The organism is Corynebacterium guaraldiae (assembly GCF_053480195.1).
Genome location: NZ_JBRBAU010000007.1, coordinates 134191 through 158740 on the forward strand (window position 1 = coordinate 134191; position 24550 = coordinate 158740).

General features: G+C 54.0%; 20 protein-coding genes and 1 tRNA gene. 10 read left to right on the forward strand and 11 right to left on the reverse strand.

Annotated elements, in window-relative coordinates; translation table 11 throughout:
- Positions 1 to 11 precede the first annotated feature (11 nt).
- From ACUY3D_RS07335 to ACUY3D_RS07345, 3 genes are all read left to right on the forward strand, one after another.
- Positions 12 to 596 (forward strand): YdcF family protein, encoded by a 585-nt coding sequence (locus tag ACUY3D_RS07335; protein WP_269948599.1) that lies wholly within the window; start codon positions 12 to 14, stop codon positions 594 to 596.
- Positions 597 to 607: 11 nt separating this feature from the next.
- On the forward strand, positions 608 to 1882 hold the full coding sequence (locus tag ACUY3D_RS07340) for a deoxyguanosinetriphosphate triphosphohydrolase (RefSeq protein WP_144268649.1): 1275 nt from the start codon (positions 608 to 610) through the stop codon (positions 1880 to 1882).
- A 255-nt stretch (positions 1883 to 2137) separates the two neighbouring features.
- On the forward strand, positions 2138 to 5449 hold the full coding sequence (locus ACUY3D_RS07345; RefSeq protein WP_448240736.1) for a LamG-like jellyroll fold domain-containing protein: 3312 nt from the start codon (positions 2138 to 2140) through the stop codon (positions 5447 to 5449).
- Positions 5450 to 5495: 46 nt separating this feature from the next.
- Here ACUY3D_RS07345 and ACUY3D_RS07350 read toward each other — a convergent pair whose 3' ends face one another.
- Both ACUY3D_RS07350 and ACUY3D_RS07355 read right to left on the reverse strand, forming a co-directional pair.
- Positions 5496 to 5729, reverse strand: coding sequence for a barstar family protein (locus ACUY3D_RS07350; protein ID WP_448240737.1), 234 nt, complete (start codon positions 5727 to 5729; stop codon positions 5496 to 5498).
- A gap of 3 nt (positions 5730 to 5732) precedes the next feature.
- The gene (locus ACUY3D_RS07355; RefSeq protein WP_448240739.1) at positions 5733 to 6260 is read right to left on the reverse strand and encodes a guanyl-specific ribonuclease; all 528 of its coding nucleotides are present in this window, start codon (positions 6258 to 6260) and stop codon (positions 5733 to 5735) included.
- A gap of 156 nt (positions 6261 to 6416) precedes the next feature.
- On the opposite strand from ACUY3D_RS07355, the gene dnaG reads away from it, so the two are divergent.
- Positions 6417 to 8345, forward strand: a complete 1929-nt coding sequence (gene dnaG, locus ACUY3D_RS07360) for a DNA primase (RefSeq protein ID WP_448240740.1) — start codon at positions 6417 to 6419, stop codon at positions 8343 to 8345.
- A 50-nt stretch (positions 8346 to 8395) separates the two neighbouring features.
- Here dnaG and ACUY3D_RS07365 read toward each other — a convergent pair whose 3' ends face one another.
- A complete protein-coding gene (locus ACUY3D_RS07365) occupies positions 8396 to 8671 on the reverse strand; it encodes a hypothetical protein (RefSeq protein WP_070519625.1) in 276 nt (91 codons plus the stop codon).
- Positions 8672 to 8878: 207 nt separating this feature from the next.
- Here ACUY3D_RS07365 and ACUY3D_RS07370 point away from each other — a divergent pair, with 207 nt between their 5' ends.
- Together ACUY3D_RS07370 and wecB are read left to right on the forward strand one after the other, a co-directional pair.
- On the forward strand, positions 8879 to 9016 hold the full coding sequence (locus tag ACUY3D_RS07370; protein WP_154736808.1) for a hypothetical protein: 138 nt from the start codon (positions 8879 to 8881) through the stop codon (positions 9014 to 9016).
- 96 nt (positions 9017 to 9112) lie between these two features.
- A complete protein-coding gene (gene wecB / locus ACUY3D_RS07375; protein WP_448240742.1) occupies positions 9113 to 10270 on the forward strand; it encodes a non-hydrolyzing UDP-N-acetylglucosamine 2-epimerase in 1158 nt (385 codons plus the stop codon).
- 557 nt (positions 10271 to 10827) lie between these two features.
- Here the strand turns inward: wecB and ACUY3D_RS07380 are convergent.
- Positions 10828 to 10903: transfer RNA gene (locus ACUY3D_RS07380), tRNA-Asn, on the reverse strand.
- 264 nt (positions 10904 to 11167) lie between these two features.
- Here ACUY3D_RS07380 and wecC point away from each other — a divergent pair.
- From wecC to ACUY3D_RS07395, 3 genes are all read left to right on the forward strand, one after another.
- Positions 11168 to 12424 carry a UDP-N-acetyl-D-mannosamine dehydrogenase gene (gene wecC, locus ACUY3D_RS07385; protein ID WP_210386967.1) on the forward strand — a complete coding sequence of 419 codons (1257 nt, stop codon included), beginning with the start codon at positions 11168 to 11170 and terminating at the stop codon, positions 12422 to 12424.
- A 113-nt stretch (positions 12425 to 12537) separates the two neighbouring features.
- Positions 12538 to 13860, forward strand: a complete 1323-nt coding sequence (locus tag ACUY3D_RS07390) for a glycosyltransferase family 4 protein (RefSeq protein ID WP_448240744.1) — start codon at positions 12538 to 12540, stop codon at positions 13858 to 13860.
- A 196-nt stretch (positions 13861 to 14056) separates the two neighbouring features.
- On the forward strand, positions 14057 to 15322 hold the full coding sequence (locus ACUY3D_RS07395; protein WP_448240746.1) for a glycosyltransferase family 4 protein: 1266 nt from the start codon (positions 14057 to 14059) through the stop codon (positions 15320 to 15322).
- On the opposite strand, the gene ACUY3D_RS07400 is transcribed toward ACUY3D_RS07395, so the two are convergent.
- The 7 genes from ACUY3D_RS07400 to ACUY3D_RS07430 form a co-directional block, all read right to left on the reverse strand.
- Positions 15315 to 16040 carry an ABC transporter ATP-binding protein gene (locus tag ACUY3D_RS07400; RefSeq protein ID WP_144676886.1) on the reverse strand — a complete coding sequence of 242 codons (726 nt, stop codon included), beginning with the start codon at positions 16038 to 16040 and terminating at the stop codon, positions 15315 to 15317. The two genes, ACUY3D_RS07395 and ACUY3D_RS07400, sit on opposite strands and share 8 nt — an antisense overlap.
- A gap of 109 nt (positions 16041 to 16149) precedes the next feature.
- Positions 16150 to 17007 carry an ABC transporter permease gene (locus ACUY3D_RS07405; RefSeq protein ID WP_448240748.1) on the reverse strand — a complete coding sequence of 286 codons (858 nt, stop codon included), beginning with the start codon at positions 17005 to 17007 and terminating at the stop codon, positions 16150 to 16152.
- Between the two features lie 120 nt (positions 17008 to 17127).
- Positions 17128 to 18792, reverse strand: coding sequence for a heparinase II/III domain-containing protein (locus ACUY3D_RS07410; protein WP_448240750.1), 1665 nt, complete (start codon positions 18790 to 18792; stop codon positions 17128 to 17130).
- Between the two features lie 24 nt (positions 18793 to 18816).
- A complete protein-coding gene (locus tag ACUY3D_RS07415; protein WP_448240751.1) occupies positions 18817 to 19752 on the reverse strand; it encodes a hypothetical protein in 936 nt (311 codons plus the stop codon).
- The gene (locus tag ACUY3D_RS07420; protein WP_141752596.1) at positions 19752 to 20609 is read right to left on the reverse strand and encodes a hypothetical protein; all 858 of its coding nucleotides are present in this window, start codon (positions 20607 to 20609) and stop codon (positions 19752 to 19754) included. The genes ACUY3D_RS07415 and ACUY3D_RS07420 overlap by 1 nt, the downstream gene beginning before the upstream one ends.
- Positions 20599 to 23253, reverse strand: coding sequence for a glycosyltransferase (locus tag ACUY3D_RS07425; RefSeq protein ID WP_448240753.1), 2655 nt, complete (start codon positions 23251 to 23253; stop codon positions 20599 to 20601). The genes ACUY3D_RS07420 and ACUY3D_RS07425 overlap by 11 nt, the downstream gene beginning before the upstream one ends.
- Before the next feature lie 632 nt (positions 23254 to 23885).
- Positions 23886 to 24110 carry a Wadjet anti-phage system protein JetD domain-containing protein gene (locus tag ACUY3D_RS07430; protein WP_448240755.1) on the reverse strand — a complete coding sequence of 75 codons (225 nt, stop codon included), beginning with the start codon at positions 24108 to 24110 and terminating at the stop codon, positions 23886 to 23888.
- 14 nt (positions 24111 to 24124) lie between these two features.
- Between ACUY3D_RS07430 and ACUY3D_RS07435 the strand changes: the two genes are divergently transcribed.
- Entirely contained in the window at positions 24125 to 24442 is a 318-nt protein-coding gene (locus tag ACUY3D_RS07435) for a hypothetical protein (RefSeq protein ID WP_448240757.1), read from the forward strand.
- The last annotated feature ends 108 nt before the right edge of the window (positions 24443 to 24550 follow it).

Below are 24550 nucleotides of genomic sequence, written 5' to 3' on the forward strand. Positions count from 1 at the left end.
GTGGTCAGGCAGTGAAGCACGTTATTGTCCTCGGCGCCGCACAGTACGACGGGCGCCCCTCCCGCATCCTGTCCGGCCGCGTGCGCTTCGCCGCCGAGTACGCCGCCGCGCACGACCTGCCCATCATCACCGTCGGCGGCAAGCTACCCGGCGATAGGTTCACCGAAGCTGGGGTGGCACGGGCCTTGCTTGACGACGATCCCCTCACCGTCACCGCCCTCGAGGAAGGCCTGGACACCCGTAGCGAGCTGATTGCCGCGCGCGAGAAGCTGGGCGTTACCGAGGCCGTCATCATCACCGATCCGCTCCACCGCCTGCGCACTTTCCTCATCGCCCGCCAAGAGGGGATTGATGCCACGGTGCTGGGCACGCCCTATTATCCTTCCCCGCGTTTCTCCATCCCCTGGTGGCGCTACCTGGCCCACGAGTCCGGCGGCTTGGCCTACCTGGGCCTGCGCACCCTGCTGGGGGAGGAGCGCACCGAAGGCGTGCGCTCGGCCTTCTACCGCATCGAACGCATTATTCGCCCCAACCAGGCCCTGCGTCACCGCGTCATTGGCGCGAGGCAGACCCAGGAAGGCCAGGACTCCGCCTAAACTTAAAACCCGTGAGCTATTCCTATCGCGCAGAAGACGTCGCCCGCCTCGCTTCCGAGTCCCCCAAAGGCTCGGCCCTGCTCAAATCCGAGGAGCACCGCGGCGCCTTCTCCCGGGACCGCGCCCGCGTCCTGCATTCTGCAGCCCTGCGCCGCCTGGCTGATAAGACCCAAGTGGTGGGCCCGCGCGATGGCGATACCCCGCGCACCCGGTTGACACACTCCTTGGAGGTCAGCCAGATCGCCCGCAGCATTGGTGCTGGCTTAGGGCTGGACCCGGACCTGTGCGATATGGCGGGGCTAACCCATGACATCGGCCACCCGCCCTACGGCCACAACGGCGAGAATGCTCTCAACGAGGTAGCCCTCGGCGGCTTCGAGGGCAACGCACAAACCCTGCGCATCCTGGCCAAGCTGGAGCCCAAGGTGGTCCTGGATACCCCGGCGGGCCCGCGCAGCTATGGCCTCAACCTCACCCGCGCCTCGTTAGATGCGGCTTGCAAATACCCCTGGACCAAGACCAACCCGGATGGCACGACCAACCGCAAATACGGCGCCTATGACGAGGACGTGGACATTCTGGAGTGGCTGCGCCAGGGGCATAGCGATAAGCGCAAGTCCATGGAGGCGCAGGTGATGGACTGGTCAGATGACATCGCCTATTCCGTCCACGACGTCGAAGACGGCATCATCTCCCGCCGCATCTCTTTGAACGTTCTGTGGGACCTGGTGGAGCTGGCCAACCTTGCGGACAAAGGCGCCAAGGCCTTCGGCGGTACTGCCGACGAGCTCCTCGAGGCCGCCGACCGCCTGCGCCAGCTGGATGTCATCAATGCCATCGGCAACTTCGACTACTCCCTGCGCTCTTATGCCAACTTGAAGAAGATGACCTCGGAGCTCGTCGGCCGCTACGTGGGCGCCACCGTTTCCGCCACGCTCGCGGCTAACGACGAACCGCTTGGCCGCATGAACGGTGACCTCGCCGTCCCGCCGGGCGCGGTGGCGGAGGTAACGCTGCTCAAGACCATCGCCGTGCTCTACGTCATGGATGAACCCGCCCACCTGGCCCGCCAGGACCGCCAGCGCGAGCGCATTTACCGCGTCTACGACTACCTGGTGGCCGGCGCGCCGGGCTCGCTGGACGCCACCTTCGCCCTGTGGTGGAAGCAAGCCGATACCGACCTGGAGCGTGACCGCGCCATCATCGACCAGATCGCCTCCATGACCGAATCCCGCCTCGAGCGCCTGGCGCAACGCAGCGCCGAGCTCTTCGGTTTCTTGAGCTAGGGCGGAGCTAGCGCACCAGCGCGACACCCTGCCCACGGGCAGAAGGCGGGGCAGGGCCGTGCTGTTCGCAACGGCCGGGCGAAGCGGGAGATATCCGTCACTCGATAGTTGAACACCGTTTACTTTGACGTCATGCACCTGACAACTCGTTGTTAAACGAGCGGCCTAGCCTCGGGCAGGCCGTGAGCTGTGCGGCTCCTGTGGAGCCCTCAGAAGCGGAAGTCTCTTCATTTTGCTATTTGTCAAGGAATTTTTGTGTCTCAAAAGAAGTCTCATAAAAAGCTGCATCAAGCCGCGCTGATCGCCTCCATCAGCCTCGTTGGCTCCAGCCTTGTTGCTCCCGCATTCGCCTCCGCCCAGAACCTGCCCAAGGCAGACATCCTGGACTTGTCCTTGGAGAACGGGACCATCAGCAACTCCGCATCCGATGCCGCACCGCTGAACATCGGCGCGCCCACCGTGGAGCAAGACAGCGTGCTTGAGCGCCCCGTGGCCCACTTCGACGGCCGCAAGGATGCCGTCGGCTTCGACATCGGAGACAAGTTTGACCAGATCAAGGACGGCTTCACCGTCGAGTGCGTCTTCCGCTACGACGGAGAGTTCGACGGCAACGAAAAGAGCCTCTGCGCCAACAAGGAAGCCGGCGGCTGGGCCATGGTCATCTACGGCGACCAGCTGACCTTCACCGTCAACGGCAGAGATGGCTACAAGAAGGCCCAGCAGCAAGTGGAACCGGGCCAGTGGTACCACGCGGTGGGCGTCTACGACGGCACCAAGAGCGAGCTCTATGTCAACGGCGTCAAGGTGGCTGAGAACACCGAGATCAACGGTGAGGTGACCAAGCCCAAGTCCAATTCCACCGCCGTGATGATCGGCGCGGACTCCGGCCGGGATAACGCCGCCCAGTTCTACTCCGATGCCGTCGTGAGCGAAGCCCGCATCTTCTCCGATCCGCTCGGGGAGGAGGAGATTTCTGCCCTTTATGAGGACTCCAACTTAAGCACCGACAAGAAGGCGGAGATCACCGGCTCCACCCCGAGTGCCGGCCAGCACCTGACGGGCCCGGTGACTTTCGACGTCCAGTTCAACGACGCCGCCCTCATCTCCCGCGAGCTCACCTACACCCTGGATGGCGAGGAGATCGAGCTGGGGCAGGAGATCGGCGCCGGCCTCAAGGAAGGAAACCACTCCATCCAGGTCGAGGGCCGCGATGTCTTTGGCAACCCCATCTCCCAGGCCATCGACTTCACCTCCGGCAACCTCCCGGGTGCTGCCGGTACCGACTCCACGCCGAGCGGCGAGGGTGTGACCATCTCTGCTCGCGCGGATAACCCGAGCGGTGGGGAGGTGGAGACCACCTTCACCGAAGCAGACGTTGCGGTAGCGGAGAAGGGCTTCCAGGGCACTGTCACCGAAATCCCGGAGACCCTGGACTTTGAGTACGAAGACGGTGAGGACTTTGACAAGTCCCTCAATCCGGATAACGAGGACGCGCAGGAAACCGGCTCCACGGAGGACATGCCCTTCCAGCGCTTTGATCTGAAGGTCAAGGACGCAGAGAAGAAAGCCCACGACCTCGCCTGGTCCGGCACCGTGGATCCCAAGCGCTCGGTGCGGCTTATGGCCTGGAATACCAAGACCAATAGCTGGGAGAAGCTGTCAGAAACCCGTGGCGTGGCCGACGCCGAAGTCAGTCTGAGTGCGGAGGTCAACCAGGATTTCGTCGACAACGGAAGCATCCACACCATGCTGGTGGGCTATGACGTCTTTGCCGATGACCTCAACGAGCCCGTTAACGAAGAGTTCGCCGACACCAGCGACTATGACTTTTCCATCGCCCACCACACCGATACCCAGTACCTCTCCGAAGGCGCAGTAGAGAAGGCCACCGCCGAGGAACGCAAGAAGTGGGAAGACGGCTACACCGCCGCCACCCAGTGGATCGCGGACAACGCCGAGAAGCGCAAGATCGCCTACTCCGCCCACACCGGCGACATCATTGAGAACTGGATTGGCAAGGACAACGACCGCCCTAATGCCAAGAAGGAATTCGAGGTAGCCTCCAACGCCCAGAAGATTCTGGAGGACGCCGGCGTGGTCAACGGCGTGCTGCCCGGCAACCACGACAACCAAAGCGGCGCGGATGTCGGCGCCGACAACCTCTACAACGAGTACTTCGGCCCGGAGCGCTACGAGGCGCAGCAGGGCAAGGGCAAGTGGGCTGAGCAGGACGCCTCCTACCACCCCTATGCTGAGGGCGATAACGACAACCACTATGACCTGTTCTCCACCAACGGCATGGACTTCATCGCCCTGCACCTGGGCTATGACGTCACTGAGGAGGAAGCAGCCTGGGCCGATAAGGTGCTCAAGCAGTACTCCGACCGCAACGCCATCCTGCTCACCCACGCCTACCTCAAGCCTTCCGCCAACCCGGATGGCCGCGGCTCGGACTTCTCCCACGATGGCGTGATGGTCTACGAGAACGTCATTGAAAAGAACCCCAACGTGGCCCTGGTTCTGGCCGGTCACGAGCACGGCGTGTCCATTGTCACCCGCAAGGACGTTGGCCACACCAACAACCACGTGGTGGAGCTTCTCGCGGACTACCAGTTCTACGAGGTCGGCTCCGATGAACTGGGCCTGACGGAGCTAGGCAAGTATGACGGCGACACCGGCCTGCGCTTTGGCTCCAGCTACCTGCGCCTCCTGCAGTTCGATCTGAAGAACTCGGAGATGGTCGTGGATACGTATTCGCCGCTTCTCGACGACCACAATGCCACCGAGTACGACGACCGCCACCGCTACAACGGCCACGAGGACGAGTTCCGCGTGCCGATCCAGTTCCAGACCCGCAAGACCAGCTTTGCGACGAACTCCATGCTCGCCCTGACCGATACCGGCAAGGAGATCGGCAAAGACACCGCCAAGTCCGGCTGGCCCGCCAGCGTCACGTACAAGGGCGTCAAGGCCGGCCAGGCCTATGGCTGGTACGCCACCTCTGCCGACGCCTCCTCCAAGGAGGACACCAAGCCTGGCATCGTGCGCCAGTTCGGCGTCTTTACCGCGCAGGAGCAGCAGGAGAAGGATAACGAAGCCCCTGAGCTCACCGTCCCGAGCGACAAGCTCACCATCACCAAGGGTGAAAAGGCCAACCTCCTCGAGGGCGTTAGCGCCAAGGACGATAAGGACGGTGACCTCACCGACAAGGTGAAGGTGGTGGGCAACATCGACACCGCCAAGCCGGGCGTCTACTCCGTCACCTACGCCGTGACCGACTCCGCCGGTAACCAGGCCCTTGCTTCCCGCGTCGTGGAAGTCACCGCCGGCAGCGAGGGCGACAACAGCGACTCCAGCAGCGACAGTGACAGCAGTAGCGATAAAAGCTCAAGCGGATCCAGCGGCTCGAGCGACCACTCGAGCAACAGCTCGAACCGTGGAAGCGTCCTCCCCGCCATCCTCGGCGCCCTCTTCGGCGCCGCAGGCGCCACCGCGGTTATCGCCGGCCTGCTGAACTACCTCGCACCGGAAGTGCGCGACACCGTCAAGCGCGCCCTCGGCCTCTAAGGTCTAAGGCCCCGGCGGGCTAACCACCCGCCGGGCAACCTCCCAGCTAGCGCACCAGCGCTACGTCCTGGTCCTCCAACACCATACTGATGGGGGCCAGGTCTTCCTCCACCATGTCGAAATCCGCGGCGATAATCGCCACGATGTGTTGCTCGCGGAGGAAGTCCGCCAGGGCGTCGAGGTTGCGCGGGGCACCGGACTGGCAGCCGCGCAGGCGGCCGAGCGCGCTATAGAAGTCCTCGCGCGTGCGGATGGGTTCGGTGATGAGAATGCGTTGCATGCCTTAGTCCTCCGCGTCCGGGATACTGCAGAAGCTGTCGTAGTGGTCATCGGTGTAATACCAGACATCCGGGTCGGTCTCGCTGCCGCCGCCGGTGACGATGCGCTTTGCCCCGCGGTGCCCAATCCCCGGGGTTTCCACGGTGTATTCGCGGTAGTAATTCCTTGACTGCTGCGGCAGCGCGCCTTCATAGTTGCCGAAACGCACGTTGTCATTATCGGGATAGTCATAGGGCCCACCGGCCAGGATATCCTCGGCGGTCTCGTGCGCCTCCTGCGGCAGGGAATCCATGGCGCAGGTGGGCAGGTCTGACTCGCCCTGCTTTGCGACGTCCCCCTTATTCCCATCGCCGCCACCGGATGCGCCGGATGCAGCGGACGAAGCAGACGCTGCCGATGAGGGCGCTGCCTTCTGGTCCGCGCCATCGCCGGAGCCACCGAGGTCAATGCCGAAGTAGCCCGCGACGAGGACTAGAACCGCGCCACCGATGATGGCCGGCAGCGATTTTTTGGAGGGGGAGGATTGGGACATGGCCCCATCATTGCAGGTATAGGACCTGAACCAGAAATCCGGACCAGGGCTTTTCCCAATCCCCACCGCAGGTTGTTGGAGGATGTGGGAACAAGCATCAAGGATCCACCCAGCCGTGGGTACCTGTAGCTCCGGCGGGCGGGGTAGTCTGTACGCATGGCACGAGGCAGAATTCCGGACAGCGATATCCAAGCTATCCGTGAACGCGCGCCTATTGATGAAATCGTGGGCGAGTACGTTCAGCTCAAACCCGCTGGCTATGACTCGCTGAAGGGCTTGAGCCCCTTCAAGGATGAAAAGACTCCGTCCTTCCACGTGCGCCCGCAGCGCGGCTATTATCACTGCTTCTCCACAGGCAAGGGCGGGGACGTCTTCAGCTTCCTCATGGAGATGGAGCAGGTCTCCTTCCCGGAGGCCGTTGAGGCAGTAGCCCAGAAGATCGGCTACCACATCAACTACCAGGGTGGCTCCACCGGTGCGCGCGATGAAAAGCCCGGCACACGCCGCCGCCTCATCGCCGCCAACAAGGCCGCGCACGAGTTCTACCGCCAGCAGCTGGAAACCCCGCAAGCCGCCACTGCTCGTGAGTTCCTCCTTGACCGCGGCTTCTCCAAGGAAATCATCTACGCCTTCGAATGCGGCTATGCCCCGGAGGGCTGGGACACCGCCACCAAGCACTTGCTGCGCATGGGCTTTTCCTTCGAGGAGCTCGACGCCGCCGGCATCTCCAAGATGGGCAAGCGCGGTCCCATCGACCGCTTCCACCGGCGTCTGCTGTGGCCCATCAAGGACCTGTCCAGCAACGTGATCGGCTTCGGCGCACGCAAGCTTTTCGACGATGACAAGCTCGGCAAGTACATGAACACCTCCGAAACCATGCTCTATCACAAGTCCAAGGTGCTCTTCGGCCTGGATTTGGCCAAGCGCAACATTGCGGAGCAACACCAGGCCGTGGTGGTGGAGGGCTATACGGATGTCATGGCCATGTATGCCGCGGGCGTGAAGACTGCCGTGGCCTCCTGTGGCACCGCCTTCGGCGCGGATCACCTGCAGGTGTTGCGCCGCTTGATGCTGGATGATTCCTATTTCCACGGCGAGCTCATTTATACCTTCGACGGCGACGAGGCCGGACAGAAAGCCGCCATGCGCGCCTTCGAGGGCGAGCAGAAGTTCACCGGCCAGTCCTTCGTCTCCGTAGCCCCCGATGGCATGGACCCGTGCGATCTGCGCCTCGCGCGCGGTGATGCCGCGGTGCGTGACTTGGTGGCGGACCGCATCCCCATGTTCGAGTTCGTCATCCGCTCCGTCATCTCAGACTTCAGCATCGATACCGCGGAGGGTCGCCTCCAGGCCCTGCGGCGTGCGGTGCCCGTGGTGGCCCAGATCCGCGACCAACCTCTGCAGCGCGAGTACGCCCGCCGCCTGGCTGGCTGGGTGGGCTGGCCTGATCCGGAGGAAGTACTCCACCAGGTACGCCAAGAGGCGCGCAAGCCGAAGAAGGAGCAGCGCCCGCGTTTTGCCTCACTGGAGCAAACATCGTCTGTGCCCGCGCAGACCAACGCCCCCGTTATGCACATTCCCGGCCCCCGCGAGCCGCACCTATGGCCGCAGCGCGAGGCCCTCAAGCTGGCCCTGCAATTCCCGCAGATCGCCGGCAGCTACTTCGACGGGATTACGGAGGATGCCTACTCCAACGAGGCCTACCGCACCATCCGCCGCGCCATCTCGACCCTCGGCGGCGTGACCGCCGGTGCCGAACAGCCCGGCGTGGAATGGCTGGCCGGCGTGGCAGGTGAGATGCCGGACCTCATGGCCCGCAACTTCGTCTCTGAGCTCGCCGTGGAGCCCATCAAGCTGGGGGAGACCGGCAATCCCGATACCGACCTTGAGGCCTACGCCGATTCCGTGCTCTCCCGCCTCCAAGAAGCCCGCGTGGGCGACCAGGTAGCCCAACTCAAGGCGCAGCTGGGCCGCATGCGCCCCTCCGACGACGAGGAATCCTACAACTCGCTCTTCGCGGACCTCGTCGCCCTCGAGCAAGCCCGCCGCGAGCTCAACGACCGCGCTTTCCGCGGCGTGCGCTAACCGACGCCCCCGCTAATCCGCCGCCGCGCGCACGCGTTGTAGCGTACGCGCTAATCTTCGTCCGGCTCGTAAATCCGATCCGGTTGCACACCATCCGCGGTGCCGCGCTTGCCGCGGCGCCCCTTGTTGTAATCCTTAAGCTCACGCATGCGCGGTTCCGGGTCTAGACGGTTAGCCACGGCCTTTCGTGCGGAGCGCACCGCGGCCTTGGTGGCGGGGGAGTTGACGGCCTTCTCGTAGGCACCCTTAATTTGGTGATAGCGCTTGCGCCCCGCCTTGGTTCCAAAGACGTATCCGGCGGCAGCACCCACAACAAATTGGATCATTGGAAACTAGTCATCCCCTTACTTCAAGCCAGCGCAATAGCCGGCGTTTGCGTACAACGTACGGGTAACGTGCAATTCTCATGAATAGCCTACCTGCCAAACCAGTCCGGGGCAGGTGGCCTTCTGGCAGCGGAGCGAACAGGGATGCCGAATAGATATGACAGGAACTCTTCCCATATTGCATTCGCTTCAGTTAACTTAATACCTGTGAAGACTTCGAAGCGTACGCATGCGGTATCGGCAGCCGTGGCCATGTCAGCGCTGCTAACGGCCAGCGTGGCGGCAGCTGAGCCCCGCACCAATTGCCTTGAAGAGCCGCGCGAAGTCACCGTGAGCGAGGACTAACGTTCATCTCCTCGATACCTCTGGGCCATGTGCGCGAAGCAAGGGCATTGTAGACTCTTATGGAGATTCTCTCCCAGTAGTCAACAAAGGAAGTCTATGTCTAAGCCAAAGATTATGACCGTGTACGGTACCCGCCCTGAAGCCATCAAGGTGGCACCGGTCATCAAGGCTCTGGAGAAGGACGATCGTTTCGAATCTGTCGCCGTCTCCACTGGCCAGCACAAGGAAATGTTGGAACAGGTCAATACCATGTTTGGTATTGAGCCAAAGCTGGATCTTCACCTTATGAAGCCAGGCCAAGGTCTCAATGAGATTGTTTCTCGTGCGCTGATGGGCTTGGATGAGATCATTGACACCGAACAGCCTGATGTCATCATTTCCCAGGGAGATACCTCGACTGCGATGGCCGCAGCGCTGGCTGGTTTCCACCGAGGCGTAAAGATCGTGCACCTCGAAGCTGGTCTGCGTACCGGTGACATTCGCTCTCCGTTCCCGGAGGAAGCCAACCGAAAGCTCATTGGCCAGGTGGCAGAGCTGCACCTCGCACCGACTGCAGGCTCGATGGAAAACCTGCGCCGTGAGAACGTCCGGTCCAAGGACATCGCGGTCACCGGTAATACCGTCATTGATGCTCTTCTGGAGGCCGCCAGCTGGGATACCGAATTTGAGGATCCCGCGCTGCAGGAAGCAGCCGAATCTGGCAAGCGCCTCGTTGTGGTCACCACCCACCGCCGTGAAAACCTCGAAGCGATGAAGGAGATCGGCGGCGCGGTCAAGGATCTTGCGGAGAGCTACTCGGACATTAACTTTGTCCTTCCGCTACACCTGAACCCAAAGGTTCGTGAAGCTGTGCTTCCGGAAGCCGAGTCCTTGCCCAACGTTCTCATCACGGACCCGCTTCCGTACGACCAGTTCATTAAGCTGCTTGACCGCGCAACCATCATCCTGACGGATTCCGGCGGAGTTCAGGAGGAAGCCCCAGCACTTGGCAAACCAGTCTTGGTGATGCGCCAAAACACCGAGCGTCCAGAGGCAGTAGTTGCCGGCACCGTGAAGCTTGTAGGAACCAACCGCAGCCTCATCGTGGCGGAGGCCAAGCTGTTGCTTGATGACGACGCTGCGTACCACTCCATGGCCAACGCCGTGAATCCCTATGGCGATGGCAAGGCTGCCGAGCGTGCCGTGGCAGCTATTGCTGAGCTTCTAGAAGTAGGGGAGCGCCTGCCGGATTTCGATCCGGGCATTGAGGCTTAATTCAACTGCGCTGGCGGGCAGGGGTGAGTGTTTGGCGCGCCTGCCCGATCAAGCGGTGCCACGAAAAAAGATACTGTAGAAACACATGTCTTTAGATTTACTGTTTTCTGGGGCGGCTAGGTTCCTCTAGTTGTGTTGGATGTGACCTCGACTATGTGATTCCGAGCTTGGCCAACTGTGCATGGAGCTTGGCGGGTCTAAGCGGTACTTCCGGGTCTGCTGCGTAGGTAAAGGAAATAGGTCTAATTGCCGGCAGAGACATCAGGAACGGCCACAAAACATATCGTGGACGGATTTTCCTAGGTGCACCGCAGAAACCGCTGTGAGAATTTCTTTTAAAGTGCGTTCGCCATATAGGTCGTGGAATAGTTTGCGACAAAAGGGTTAAAAACCAATTGTTTTCTGAATAGAGGACTTTTGGGATGCGAAAGCTGGTTTCGCAGAGCCATAAAACACCAATGAGCACTTTGAGACAAAGGCCGCGCTTTTATGTCGAAACTGAAGCATAAAACCTAAAGACCCACCGACCGGCCTATGGACGATTGGTGGGTGTTGATTGGCTCCTCCAACTGGGCTCGAACCAGTGACCCTTCGATTAACAGTCGAATGCTCTGCCAACTGAGCTATGGAGGAATAAATGTAACGGAGAGTATTGGTATCTGCTCTCTGCGACGTTTAGTAACTATATAGACGAACCAATGAACCTGCAAATCGCCACCTAATGCGGCGTTTTTAAGATCTTGGGGACTAGGAATTGGCGGCCATCCTAGGTCCTTCCTTTTAAAGAATCTTGTCTATCAGGGAGTGCTGACAATGGAAGGTGGCTTATGTTGTGTCGCGAAGTTAGGTGTAAGGTAGTTGTGAGAATATCCCCAGAAGCTATTTGGAGTGAATGCTGTGAGTGAATCCCCGGCAAAATTTGAGAGCGTTTGCGTAGTTGGACTTGGCTATATTGGTCTTCCTACGGCGGCGTTCATAGCATCAAAAGGCATCAAGGTAACTGGCGTCGATGTAAATGCTGCGTTTGTGGAATCAATCAACCGCGGTGAGGTGCCATTCGTTGAGCCGGGTTTCGATGTCATGCTGAAAAAAGTAGTTGACGAGGGATTGCTGGTCGCGCAATCTAAGCAGATTGAAGCTGATGCTTATATTGTGTGTGTGCCCACTCCTTTCGCTGATGACTACAAGGTTGACACCAAGTACATCAACGCCGCAGTTGAGGAGATGGCCCCGCATCTTCGACCTGGTGCCTTGGTCGTTCTGGAGTCCACTTCTCCCCCAGGAACCACCGAGGCAATGGCAAAGCATATTGTTGAACTCCGGCCAGATCTTTCCCTCGATGAAGATGCGGAAAATGCCATTTTCGTCGCGCATTGCCCGGAACGCGTTTTGCCCGGCCGAATCATGGAGGAAATGGAAAGCAACGATCGAGTTATTGGTGGCTTAACTCCACGTGGAACGCAAATGGCTGCCGATTTGTATAGCACTTTCTGCACGGCGGAGCTTTTGCAGACCAACGCAACTACTGCGGAAATGGCTAAACTGACTGAGAACTCGTTTAGGGATGTCAATATTGCATTTGCCAACGAGTTGTCGTTGATTTCTGATCGTTTAGGAATCGACGTATGGGAGCTGATCGATCTTGCCAACCACCACCCACGAGTGAATATTCTGCAGCCAGGACCTGGTGTAGGCGGCCACTGCATTGCTGTGGATCCCTGGTTTATTGTTTCGTCTGTACCAGAGGAAGCTCGAATCATTAAGATGGCTCGAGACATTAATGACGGCAAGCCACAGTGGGTTATTGACCAAGTGACTAAGGCAATCGAAGGTAAAAAGGCGCCAGTGGTCGCGGCTCTTGGAATTGCTTTCAAGAACGATATCGATGATCTACGTGAGTCTCCATCTTTGAATATCGTGAAGCGCTTGGGAGAAGAGCATCCTCAGCTAGACATCCGTGTTGTTGAGCCCAATGTTGAGGAGCTGCCGCCGTCCCTTTCATCGGTTCCAAACCTTCGGAAGCAGGACTTGGGCGAAGCTTTGTCTGATGCGGAAGTAGTGTTGCTACTGGTTAACCATAAGGAATTCATCGCATTGGACCGCTCCGAGTTGACGGGGAAGACGGTCATCGATACTAAGGGAATTTGGCGCTAGCAGACGGAATGGCTGGCGGAGGCGTGGGCCTCTGCCAGCCTTCGTACCTTCCATGTTTACGCGTTCGACTATTGTCCTACGCGTGTTTTGAAACCTTTTACGAGGCCTAAAGCATGAGGGAATTACTGAGGAGGAAACCCTTGAGAGTTCTAGTAGTATCTCAATACTGGTTTCCTGAAAACGGGGTGCCTCAGCGCCGCTGGACTTGGCTAACAAGGATTCTAAGAGATTCGGGTGCTCAGGTGAGTGTTGTAGCTCCTTGGCCAAGCTACCGAATGAAGGTTGGCGTTAGTGACTGGTGGAAAGCCGGACACTATAGACCAAGCAAAGGTGCCGAAACCGGAAATTCCGAAGAGCAGATATATAGGACACCGTACTTGCCTATCGGGTCTTCATTGACTCAAAGAGCACTCAACCAAGCATTAATTGCCCTGTGTTCTTTGACAAAAGTAGTTAGCCTCATGATAGTTAAAAGGGAGAGGCCCGATGTAGTTATTGGTACGGTGCCGGCCCTTCCGACGGCAATCGTTGTTTGCGTTGCAGCAAAAACATTTAAGGTTCCGTATGTCATAGATTTAAGGGATGCGTGGCCTGATTTACTGGCAGAAGCTCCAAGGTGGAATCGTGGAACCAATAGAAGCGGTTTTCTTCAGTCAATGCTGTTTAACGGACCTTTTAGAGTTGTTTCACTTATTACAGAAAAAGCACTAAACATTGCATTGTCGAATGCAGCAGGTATATTAGTGACCTCGCATAGACTTCAACTACAGCTTGAACGAACGTATCCCGAAATGGCGAGATCGGGAACGATTCAAACTGTTCGAAATGTGTTTCCTGTCGAGTCCTCTGTCGAAAAGGGGCGGCCGTCTAGCTGTCAAGGCAATAGTCTAAACGTGCTTTATGCTGGAACCTTGGGACGCGCACAAAACCTTGAAAATGCGATTCGCGCTGCTGAGATTGCCAGGGAGATGGGGACTAGCATCCATTTGCGTTTCGTAGGAGACGGGGCGGCCAGGCAGGCATTGGGTGAGCTGGCTGCTGCTTCTCCAGTTGACATTGAATTTAGTGATCAGAAGGATGCTGAGTCACTTCACCTGGACTACCAGTGGGCGGATACTGCATTGGTGCACTTAACTAATTGGGAACCACTTGACAGAGCTATACCGTCGAAGACTTATGAACTAATGACTGCCGGTGTTCACATTTCAGGGGTTTTGTCTGGGGAAGCTGCCGATCTAATCACTGAATTGAAGTCAGGAGACGTTGTTCCACCAGAAGACCCGCTAGCATTGGCGTGTCTTTGGACTGAACTTGCTCAAGAACGCTGGCGGTTGACTGTGGACGATACTGGCAAACGATGGGTTGAGAATGAACGTTCAATACGAACCCCGAGAGTCTTCTCTGAATTCTTTCGAGCAATTTCAAAACTTGGGTAGTTATTTGTATTTCTTTCGTAGCGTTGCTTGCCTTCTAAGCGGATCCGCTAGTTTCTTGATCAGAGATCCAAAATTGTTCTTTAGAAACGTGGTTTTACGCCTCAAGACTGGACTTTTGAATCGAGTACTACCCGCAAAACTAGTCCGTCTGGCTGAAAGAGTTAGCGTAGCTGAAACGAATAAATCGGCAGATCCGATGGTTGAAGCTGCAACTGAACTTGGAATTACAAGCTCACCTTTAGTATCTATCGATGGAGTAAGTGGAGAAAAGCTTAAGATAGCGTTTCTTCTAAATAACTCATTGCCCTTTACTAGATCGGGGTACACGGTTCGGACGCAGCAGATATTATCGAACCTAGCGCGTATGGGGGGCGAAGTCTTTGCCTTCACCCGTCTAGGCTATCCAGCTGTTGTAGGAAAGCTCACTGTTCATGAGGCAGAAGAAGTGAATGGCGTGAGCTATCAAAAGCTTATGCCGAGGTTTCTTCCCTTTGGTCATACGGCGAGATTTGAAAAAGAGATCGAGCTTCTAAAAAAGCAATGCCTCAAGAACTCGGTCCACGTTATTCATACGACTTCTGGGTACAGGAATGCTGTGGTTGCTTCTCATGTGGCCGCGGAAATAGGAGTACCTTGGTTATACGAAGTTAGGGGAGAGCCCTATAACACGTGGCTATCTAAGGTGCCTGAATCGCTACAGTCTAAAGCACGAGAGAGCAGACACTATCGCGCCCTTCTAGACCTAGAAGTCCAGGCGATGAGAGCTGCATCTGCGGTTATTTGTTTGAGCGACGTTTCCAAACGACGAATAGTCAAGTTGGGGATCGACGATTCGAAGATATTTAATTTGCCGAATTGCTCGAGTGTAGATGTTTCCGCAGACAGCAGAGAGCGACCGAGAGCTGTTAGCTTGTTCAATCAATCAGAACGTCGTCCAATTGTGGTGGGTACGGTAACCAGCATCGTTGACTATGAGGGGTTAGACACCCTAGTCGAGGCTGCGAAGTACGTCGACGATTCAATACATTTTCTAATAGTGGGATCTGGCGATTCAGAAGAGTCGTTGAAACATAAAGTCGACGAAAGCGGTTTGGAAAAGAGGTTTCATTTTGCTGGGCGGAAGCCTGAGAACGAAATCTTGGAGTGGTATAAACGCCTTGATGTGTTCGTGGTTCCAAGAAAAGACCGCGATGTCTGTCGAAACGTAACTCCGATCAAGCCAATGAACGCCATGGCGCTTGGGATACCAGTTGTTGCGTCAGACTTACCTGCATTACGGGAAGTTACTGGGGGATTTGCTTGCTACTGTGAACCAGAAAACCCTCTCGCTTTGGCTGAATCGATCAATAGGGTTTTGGCGGCGCCGGACAAATTCACAGCTCCGCAAGAGTGGGTCGAAGAGAGAACTTGGCCGTCGAACTGCGTTAGGCTTGAAGAGCTTTATAGAAGCTTGCTTACCTAAGCCGATGTCTTCCGCCGTCGAGGTGTTTGATGATCTCACTGTCGAATACGATTTCAACTGGTGAGAACTTTGACGCGGTGTATTGAAGGACTTCTAGAGCTCGCTCTTTATTTCCGCTAGATACACTTCTACTCCATGAGCGATAGAGCTTAACGATAGTGCTGGGGGAACCGTCAGCGATTAGCTGGCCTTCATGAATCCAAATGGCTCTCGAACAGTGCTCCTGAATCACTTTCGCTCCGTGTGAAACGAGGAACACGGTACCAGCGCTTTGGATAAACTCCTGCATCCGCTTTTGGGCTTTATCGGTGAAAGAAGAATCTCCAGTGGATAGGGCTTCATCGACTAATAGGATTTTGGCTGAGACTGCGGTTGCTATTGAAAACTTTAGTCTCGCTGTCATACCAGAAGAATAGGTGTTTAAGGGCCTGTCGATGGCATCCTTAAGTTCCGCCCATTCAATAATTCCAGGCTCAAGTTGCTGGACCTCCTTGGGGGTGAGTCCCATCGCATATAGTCCTAATTGGATGTTTTGTCGTCCAGAAAGCTGGCGTTGCAGAGCGGCGGAAACACCTAATAGGGTAGGGGTTTCCGAAACCAAAACTTCACCCGTTGTAGGAGTCTCAGAGCCGGCGATAAGTCTGAGTAGGGTGGATTTTCCTGACCCGTTTTTGCCTAGCACGCCAATAGACTCTCCAGCCTCTGCGACCAATGACATGGGGTGCAGGGCCCGCACTTCTTGGGTATTCCGCCTGAATAGACTTTTACCGGAGCCATTCTTCGATATGCGATAAGTCTTCGATAGGTCCCTGATAGCGACAGTAGTGTTACTTGACACCCGTGTACCTTTCCTCGGCTCGCCAGAAGAATACAAACCCCACCAACAAGACTAACCCCGTAGAAATAACAATATTAAGCGTTGTGTATAGCTCTGGAACTCGGGCGTAAATAGAAACGTCTCTCGCTGCAGTGAGGTATTGGTATACAGGATTAAACTTCATTACTTCCAGAAGCACTGGATGCCCTTCAAATCTCTCTAGGGAATAGAAAATTCCCGAGGTAAAGAATAGAGCTCGATTCAGGAGCGAAACTAGCGACTTAATATCGGGAACGAATGCTGTCAATCTTGCGATTATAAATATTATCCCAAGTAAGAAGACATGCAAGAAGAGGAAAACCGGGATTATTAGTACAAGGGTCCAAGAAATCTTTAAAGAATCCTGTAGGGAAAACGCGGTTACAAGTGCAACGATTGCAGGGATAATATTGTCATATAGTTGCCGCTTAATGGCTGAACAGGCGACTGCAGCTCGTGGGAAATTGAAGGAGGATATTAATGAATGGTTTGATTGAATCAAACCAGATCCGGAATTGATACCACGCGAAACGAAGCGAAAGAATACAACGCCAATAATCAAATACCCCACATAGTTTTCAATGCCGCGGGATACCTTAAGAATTACTCCAAAGATAAGTGCATAGACGAGGATCTCTAGCAATGGTTGAAGAACGAGCCAAGCTCGGCCTAAAAACATTCCGCGACCATTGCTAAGTGCTCGACTCCTTGCATCGGCGTTTATGAAGTAGCGACGCTTGTGCAATCGAGCGAGGTATTCTCTCATATTAGGAGCAGAGTTGACGGGCTGAAGCCCAGAGTCGTCTACCATTATCTTGGTTGAATCCATGAAATGGTCTTTCATCGCCTGTCCTTTACGGGAAACCTCCATTGGTCATCATCGCAGGAATCGTCGAGACCCACTGAATGCGGTTATTGATGCCGTTGCAAAGGCTACCTACAAAACTGTTTATCTTTCGGCCGAACTAAAACGGGGGATCACAATAGATTGATCGGTTAAGAACCCACTTGAAGACACGATGATACTATCTTCCGACTGGAAGATGCTACCCGTAAAAGGCGTACCGAGGGAAATGACAAAGAGGCGGTTCGTATCGAGGCTTTCCTTACCTCGAAATACCAATTGCGATGTTTCAATGGCTTTGTTGCTTGCTGGTGAGATTATTGCCTCTACGGGATCCTCAGATCGATCTCCCTTAATGACCTCAATTTCAGTATCCTCTGGATCCGTCATTGAGAGGTAGATGACTTCGCCCTGGTTCTCAATTCGTACTGAACTATCGTCTCGAATGATTGCATTTGCAGTAGGAGGGAGCATGAATCGCTCGGTCCAAGCTTGTCCCGTCTTATCAGTTGAGTGGCCGACATCGTTTAATAGAATGATATTGAACTTTGGGACAGAGATTACGGTGCGGCGTAGCTTCGCACCGGGAAACCCGTGATTGTAGCCTGAGGCTAGAGAATAGTTTTTAGCCTCTAGATACTTGTCGGTGGCAATCACTTTGGTGTATCGGTTGTCGGGTGGGCGGTTGTAGCGCGTATTAGGCGTGAAAGAGTTATGCGCTCTGTAAGAAACTACATAGCGCCGATACTTGTTCTTTCCATAGTTGTACTTCCCTGCGTCTACAAAGAAGTTCTTACCTCGATAGTTTAAGACGACGCTTAAATCGTCAGAATGTTTGTGTGCGGTGGCAGAATAGCCGCATACAAAACCGATGTAGCTTTGAGACGATTCGCTCTTGAGGGCCGTAAAGCCACTCATTGAGTCGTGAAAAGATTCCCAATTTGGTTTGGCGGAAACTGTGCGAGCCGAACTATCGCCAATTCCTGGCAATTCGCCATTTGGCATAACGATGCGGCTAAAGTGACCGGCTGCTACTTCCAGCTTTCTTAGAATATCTTGGCCCAATGAGAATCCATTATCGTTTAGATATGACTCGATCTCACGATACATCCGATAAACCATCCCGTGATACTCGGGAGAGTTTTCTTGATGCATACCGGTTTCACTAAAAGTTTGCCAGAAGATGCTTTCGACTCGGCCAAGGGCGTGGTAGAGGTATGCAGGTTCGTCCAAACCAATGCCTAAAGACATTAACGCCATGTCCATCATAATGCCGTGATTGTTCATTCGATGGTGACTATCATCAAGCAATACATCGGCGTGTTTCTTCAAAATACGCTCGATACGCGCGCTCTCGAAGGGGAGCCCTTCGGATTGCATAAGGTACAGATATTGCATTAGAACTCGCACGCGCGCGCCTACAGCATGATCGTACCAAGTCATTTCTGTTTCGCCGCCAGCCTCAACGTAGTCGAGCCAGCTAGTGACGATTTCAGAGGCCTTATCTAGGAGGGCACGGTCGTCGCTGTTTTCATATACTGCTAGGAGTGTTCCTACAACTCTAAGGTTCTGAAGGTAGAGCTGATAGGTAGTCTCGAGTTGCGGTTCAAGATGTTCCCAATCGAAGGATGGTCCAAATTGAATATCGGGATAACCAGGGAAAGGCTCGATAGTATTGTCGAGGGCTTTAGTCGCAATCCGCTTAACATCTTTGTTGAGCTTGGAGGACGAATCCCCGATGAGGGGCATTACGGCGGATTTTTCAAACATATTACTCCTTTATGCTGAATGTCCCTATTGGGAGAAGTGGTTGCCTATTGCATCGACCCTGGTCGACCACAAAGAGTCTTTCAGTGTCTCTGAGAAGCCTTTATTAAACTGCTCTTTCATTTCATCGACATTGACAGCAGAGCCGAAAGATTTTACTAGTCGGTGAAATCGGATACTTCCGGGAACAGTGATAACCTCCTGGGACGATAAGTTGGATAAGTATCGTGTAGGGATGAAGCTCGGGAATTCGGCATTTGCGGTTCCGAGAAACGAGTAGAGGTTGCTGCTATCTTTGATGAACCAATAAATCTCGCCATAGTCTTTATCGGGTTCATCGAAGATTTGCTCAAAAGTTTTAGCAGAATCCGTGATGAAAATAATCGTGAAGGGAAGAAAACGAGATAGCTGAGCTAGCTTAGCTAGGAATTCAGCATGGTGTGGTTTTAGCTGTTCCGTAGCCTCGACGGACAAAATATGTTGTTCGAAGGTGAAATCTGACCCGCTAACGAGATTGGTTGCAGCTTCCAGGACTTCAAGAACCGCTCGATCGTCATACGTAATTACTCGGTTTGCGATTTGAAGCTCGTCTTTTCGGAGAATGAGATGAATTGGGGCGGTTACTGCTGCGGGGCTTTCGAAGCTTAGCTTACTGAGCTGATTTCGGCGCTTAATTTGCCAGGCGGCAGAGGGATCGGTAATGCCCTTTTGTGCGTAGATTTTACCCGCCCAGGGATAGCTTGAGTTTGCAAAAGCGTCACAGGTAAAGCGGCAGCGTTTAGGTGATTGATCCCATAGGCATAGACTTACCAGGGAACCTAGCATCAAGGGCTCGTGGGGAACACTGTAAACAAGCGCTGCGATTCTCCGGGATAGATCTGTCTTGTCTGCGTGTGCGTTCCTAGCGTTGGCACTCAGTGATGAAAGCTTAGTTAGAAACTCTGGTATAGGCACATTTGGCATTAGTCTTCTCCGGAAATCCGTGACAGCGCGTTGTTGATGATGGTCAGAGTCTTGTCTTTGGGCATGGGCGTATGGCCGCTGCGTGTATCAAAATAGTAATGAGTGGCGAAATCTAGGTTTTCGGAATTCTGAAGTCTCGCTCGGTTTGCAATAAAATCGTTGACGACTGGGAGTTGTGCAGCGTAATCGATTTTGCTTGCTGTATTGACCCAATAATCTCCACAAAAAGGTATGTCTAACTCTAGGAATTGATTCAATGCATTAATCGAAGAGGGATCTTGCTCGCGCAGTTTATTGAGGGATATACCGGGATGGGAATTCCGCATAATCGTATCAACAAACTTTTTGTGATACTTTGACCAATCGAATTGCGCATTATTCACTAAAAACCTTGAGCCTGGAAAACGGGAGTGCATTTGTACAGCTTGAAAGCCGCCCGCTGAACTGCCGAAAAACAGTATGCGCCTGTTGGATTCGATTTCTAAATTCTCGCGTATGAAATCGACGCATTGTGCCATTGTCGTGAAAGGTTTTGAGAACGCAGATCCTTGACCCCAACCAATCTGGATTTCGTTGTCTTGATGGAGGGTGGGATCTGAAATGAACAGACAGGATGCCTCGATGGATTCAGCCCATGTCCTGCGCTGAAATACTTCCCTTGGATCTTTTTCTGCTTCTCGTTTTACTGCGCCATTAAATCCCACAAATAGCCGGTCACAATATTCGCGCCGATGATAATAGATCGCCGATATTTTGCATCCTCCAAATAGAAAACTGAAGCGGATGCTTTCGCCATCTGTAGGTTTCGGTAGTCGCGCTCCGGGGTACAGAATTGGAGGCAACGCGCTAGTAGACATACTTTCCCCTCCGCGCGTCATCTAGTAGGCCCTTTATCTCCTGATCATTCTGGATATCAATACCGTATAGAGAAGTGATCTCTTCGATAATTGTCACACATTCCTGACGATCTTCGGCTGAAACATACTTAAGTTTCTCAATATACCAAAGCTTCAAGAAGTCTCGGAAGCGAGTTTCTATATAGTGCTCTTTAAGCCCGATTGAGTCTAACCATGAAGATCTTGATTCTTCCAACGGGATATACTTCCGATAGAACTTTGGAGAAATTGAGTTAACCGTCGAATTGGAAACCTCAGCATAATAAACGTGTACGGGGAGAGTTGTGACGGAAACACTATCAGCGTAGAAGAGCATCTGCTGGAAGAAGTATGAGTCCTGCCCAACAGCCCCCACTGGCTGAATTAGTCCTAAGCTCTTCAACCAGTGAGTATCGGCAACGAGTGCCTGGATACTCATGGGCTTATAGTTTAGTTGCTTCAAAAGCTCGGCATTCTCACCGTTCAGGCTTGGACTCTTTGCCATGGCGTTTTTTAGGAAGCGGGAGTTATTAACCGTAGATCGCCGGCCCTTGAATCGGATCATGTTTCCAATTGCAAAATTACGATTGTTCTTTTTGGCGAGATCTAGCAATTGGTCGAAGGCATCATTTAGCTGCTCGTTGTCGGGATCTAGGTACGTTACGTAAGGCGTTGAAGTTAACTCAAGCCCTTTGTTTCGCGGACGAGATGCACTTCCTGAGCCGCCGACAGGGTAACGGTAAACCTTTACGTTTGGATACAGCTGTTCGATAAGATCTACGGTTTTCTGAGTCTTAAGATCTGTGGAGCCGTCATCTACAATAATGATTTCGCTCTTCGGGAAGATGTTGCTTCTGACGAGCGATTGGAAGCATTTGTGGATGAGATGTCGTCCGTTGTTGTATGTGGGGACGATGATCGATATCTCAGGTTCCTTGCGTCCGACAATATTTACGGGTCGCGTCGCCACACTTGTTTTGATGAGCATCGCCTTCTCAACGGCTAGGGTGGGAAACGTTTGCCCTTCAGTGAGCCAGTAGACGTGTCCGCTGTCCTTGCTCAAGTCATTTGAAGTTGGTTCATACGCGATCTGGTAGTCGTCGAAGGCTGCAAACTTCAGAATATCTGCATCCGAGTAGCGGAAGGCTGCTATTGCATCGTCTACGAGATCTGGTCCATTGAACGGGATCCGATCAATGAAAATCAGGACATCGCCGTTCTTGGAGCCTTCTACCCGATCTAGGTCATTCGGTGTTATCCACTTCAGCTCTGATTCGGTTGCTTGTGAATCGCGAAACTCCTCAAAGCGTCGTTTGCTATCACTGACGATATAGACAATGTGATCGGGTTTGGTTGCTTCTATTCCGACCGCCTCGAGTATTTCGTCGACTCGCTCGAAGGCGGTGTCGTTGAGGAACACTTCGCGAATACCTTCAACCTGGCAGTAGCTCAAGTATTCGTCGGTCAGAGTGTCGAGGAATAGCTCGGTATCTACTTCAGAATCGAGCATGGTTATTTGTGGGTAGCGTGAATTTAGGCCAGCGCTGTAATTGGAGAGCACTAGTGTCCCCATTGCTTGGAGTTCAACGGCGCGGTTTGCAAACATTGTTTGGCTTGTAACCACTGAATTGAGGTTTATCGCCAGCGGAAGCAGCTTCTGTAGTCGTAAAACCTGATCGTGAGAAAGTGGCCCATGAAGATTCTTGAGATACTTGGACGGGTAAAGATACCTCTCCACGTTTTTAAACTTGTTCGGATCAAGATCTAGATTCCGATCGATAATGAAAAGATCCGAGTCTGACTGATTGACGCCATCGAAAATCTTTTCTGCAGCTCCTGCGCGCTCGGGGTACTTATGCGACATCCAAGAGCCCGCGAATACAACCTCTCGCCCCTTGTGTCGTTGACAGCCTAAAGGATTGTGCTTTTTGTAGTTAACACCAAAGCGGAGCGCCTTGATCGGAGTGTCTGGTCCGATGTCTTCCCTGTACTGGGGGATCATTTCCTCAGCTGAAGTGAATACAAAGTCTGCAAGCTTTGCCAGGCTAAGAAAGGCCTTATAGTTAGGCGGGTCTTCCTTGGAATAGAAAACAACGGGTATTTCGTTGGCTTTTGCAAGAGGGATAACCGCATCTTCGATTAGGCGACGGTTAGGTGAGTTTTTCTGCGCAGCGCCATACCATTCGTCGTTGAGACCGCGCCAAGCTGATACTACGAGAAGGATATCAACTGTGGGTACTACAGCCTCAAAATTCTCGGGAGTTAAAGGTACAAAATCGGCAGCAACCTCTATGGAGTCAAAGAGAAAGGCGTCGGCGATAATTGCAATCTTGACGTCGCGCGGTTTGTCCCACTTTTGAGCAGTTGCTACGGGCAGAGAAGCGGCTTCAGCAAGCAATTCTTCTATGCAAGCTTCAGTGTTTGTACGATATTGGGCGTACTGTTTCATATACTCCGCACGGTTCTTGATTGGTTCAACGAACCCGCCTGAGTGAGCTTGGTATCCAGCTTTTCTTCCCGTCGGATGAGTACTAAGGAATGTCTCCGCTTTTAATTTGGCCGCCTTAACTTGTTTCTTGAGGCTGCGCAGCCGTTTTAATTGCTTGTTGATAGCTGATTCCTGCATGGTTAGTTGTTTCCTAAAATCTTTTTCCGAAGGTTCCAGTAGCGGCGTTGAAGGCGTAGAGACTTAGTGCTTTCAAGCTTCCGGATTTGCGATTTTAACCTCCGAATTTCCTCGTCACGACGCTGGATGCCCTTTAAGAGCTTCTCATCGCGATCAATCTCAAAGAGTAGATCAGAATATGCCTTTACTAGCTCGGTAGCTAGCCTCGAGGTCAGATCGCTGGTTATTTCCTCAGTTTGCTTTGCACGTTTTCTCATGAAGAGGACCTCTGCTCAACGGGGGTGAAGTTCGCTATATGGGCTTAAGTTACCAGATCCGTGCACAGAAAACTTCTGAAGGATCCGAGGACACTTTTGCCATAGTCTAGTAGAAGCCGACCGCACCACGATTCTTTTGGTACCTCCATCTCATTTTGATTTTTCGTGGTTGCCGATTGATGAATTGACTATCATTGTGTTGGTTAGGAATAATCCGTAAACGGAGTAGCCTTAAGTCATACGCAAAATTTGCTGCTCGACCCTCATCGTGGCTACTGGCAGGTGAGGGTCTTTTTGTGGGTAGGGGGTCGAAGATCTCTGGCTCTCTAATTTCCGCGTTTGCGTATACAAACAGAATCCGCTCTCGTTCAATGCCTAGCCAACCTTGGTTGAAGTGAAGCGTAATGCGCGCTGCTTTTCGACAGCGAGGATGGCAGGGCTGGCAGCATCAAAATTGCCCCAGTGGGTGATGTTGGCTTGCTGCAGCCAGCCCAGTGAGTGAAGTTGGTGGGCGGCGGTGCCAGAGACAAGGATGGCGGTGGTGGTTGGCGAGGCGTCGGCAAGCGCAGGCAGTGCCAGGAAGGTTTGCTTGTTCTCCACAATGAGCACTCAGGGTGGCCGTCCCAGAAGAAATTGATGTCGTGGGTTCCGTTGCGCTCATTATCGTGACGGTGGTGGTCATCGTCGCGTCGAAGTTGATCTACTACGTCGCAGAGCGCCCGGAGCTTGAACCCATCTATTCTGTCGGTGTTCCGCCGGTGGCAGCAATCAGTGACGTAATGGGGCCGACAGGCCTAGTGCTCATGGTCGTTGCTGTCAGCGCTGGAGTCCTTACTGGGCTTAACGGGTTCTTTACTGCAGCAAGCCGTGTGTTGCTTACCCTTGGTCGCGCCAACCTGGTTTCTAGTCGGTTTGAAGCGTCCTGGGTTTAGTTCCGCTTCTTTTACGGCCCTGTGTTGATGGGCTGGGTGAGATAGTACTCGGTTTCTACTTCTTGTGGGGTGGCGTAGTCCAATGCTTCGTGAAGCCGCTTAGTGTTC

Excerpts from the sequence above, each read along its gene's own strand:
- ACUY3D_RS07390 (WP_448240744.1), top strand. The coding sequence starts at position 12,538 with ATGAGGGAATTACTGAGGAGGAAACCCTTGAGAGTTCTAGTAGTATCT.
- dnaG (WP_448240740.1), top strand. The coding sequence starts at position 6,417 with ATGGCACGAGGCAGAATTCCGGACAGCGATATCCAAGCTATCCGTGAA.
- ACUY3D_RS07420 (WP_141752596.1), bottom strand. The coding sequence starts at position 20,609 with ATGTCTACTAGCGCGTTGCCTCCAATTCTGTACCCCGGAGCGCGACTA.
- wecB (WP_448240742.1), top strand. The coding sequence starts at position 9,113 with ATGTCTAAGCCAAAGATTATGACCGTGTACGGTACCCGCCCTGAAGCC.
- ACUY3D_RS07365 (WP_070519625.1), bottom strand. The coding sequence starts at position 8,671 with ATGATCCAATTTGTTGTGGGTGCTGCCGCCGGATACGTCTTTGGAACC.
- ACUY3D_RS07425 (WP_448240753.1), bottom strand. The coding sequence starts at position 23,253 with ATGCAGGAATCAGCTATCAACAAGCAATTAAAACGGCTGCGCAGCCTC.
- ACUY3D_RS07355 (WP_448240739.1), bottom strand. The coding sequence starts at position 6,260 with ATGTCCCAATCCTCCCCCTCCAAAAAATCGCTGCCGGCCATCATCGGT.
- ACUY3D_RS07405 (WP_448240748.1), bottom strand. The coding sequence starts at position 17,007 with ATGGATTCAACCAAGATAATGGTAGACGACTCTGGGCTTCAGCCCGTC.
- ACUY3D_RS07415 (WP_448240751.1), bottom strand. The coding sequence starts at position 19,752 with ATGCCAAATGTGCCTATACCAGAGTTTCTAACTAAGCTTTCATCACTG.
- ACUY3D_RS07400 (WP_144676886.1), bottom strand. The coding sequence starts at position 16,040 with ATGTCATTGGTCGCAGAGGCTGGAGAGTCTATTGGCGTGCTAGGCAAA.
- ACUY3D_RS07395 (WP_448240746.1), top strand. The coding sequence starts at position 14,057 with ATGGTTGAAGCTGCAACTGAACTTGGAATTACAAGCTCACCTTTAGTA.
- ACUY3D_RS07410 (WP_448240750.1), bottom strand. The coding sequence starts at position 18,792 with ATGTTTGAAAAATCCGCCGTAATGCCCCTCATCGGGGATTCGTCCTCC.
- ACUY3D_RS07350 (WP_448240737.1), bottom strand. The coding sequence starts at position 5,729 with ATGCAACGCATTCTCATCACCGAACCCATCCGCACGCGCGAGGACTTC.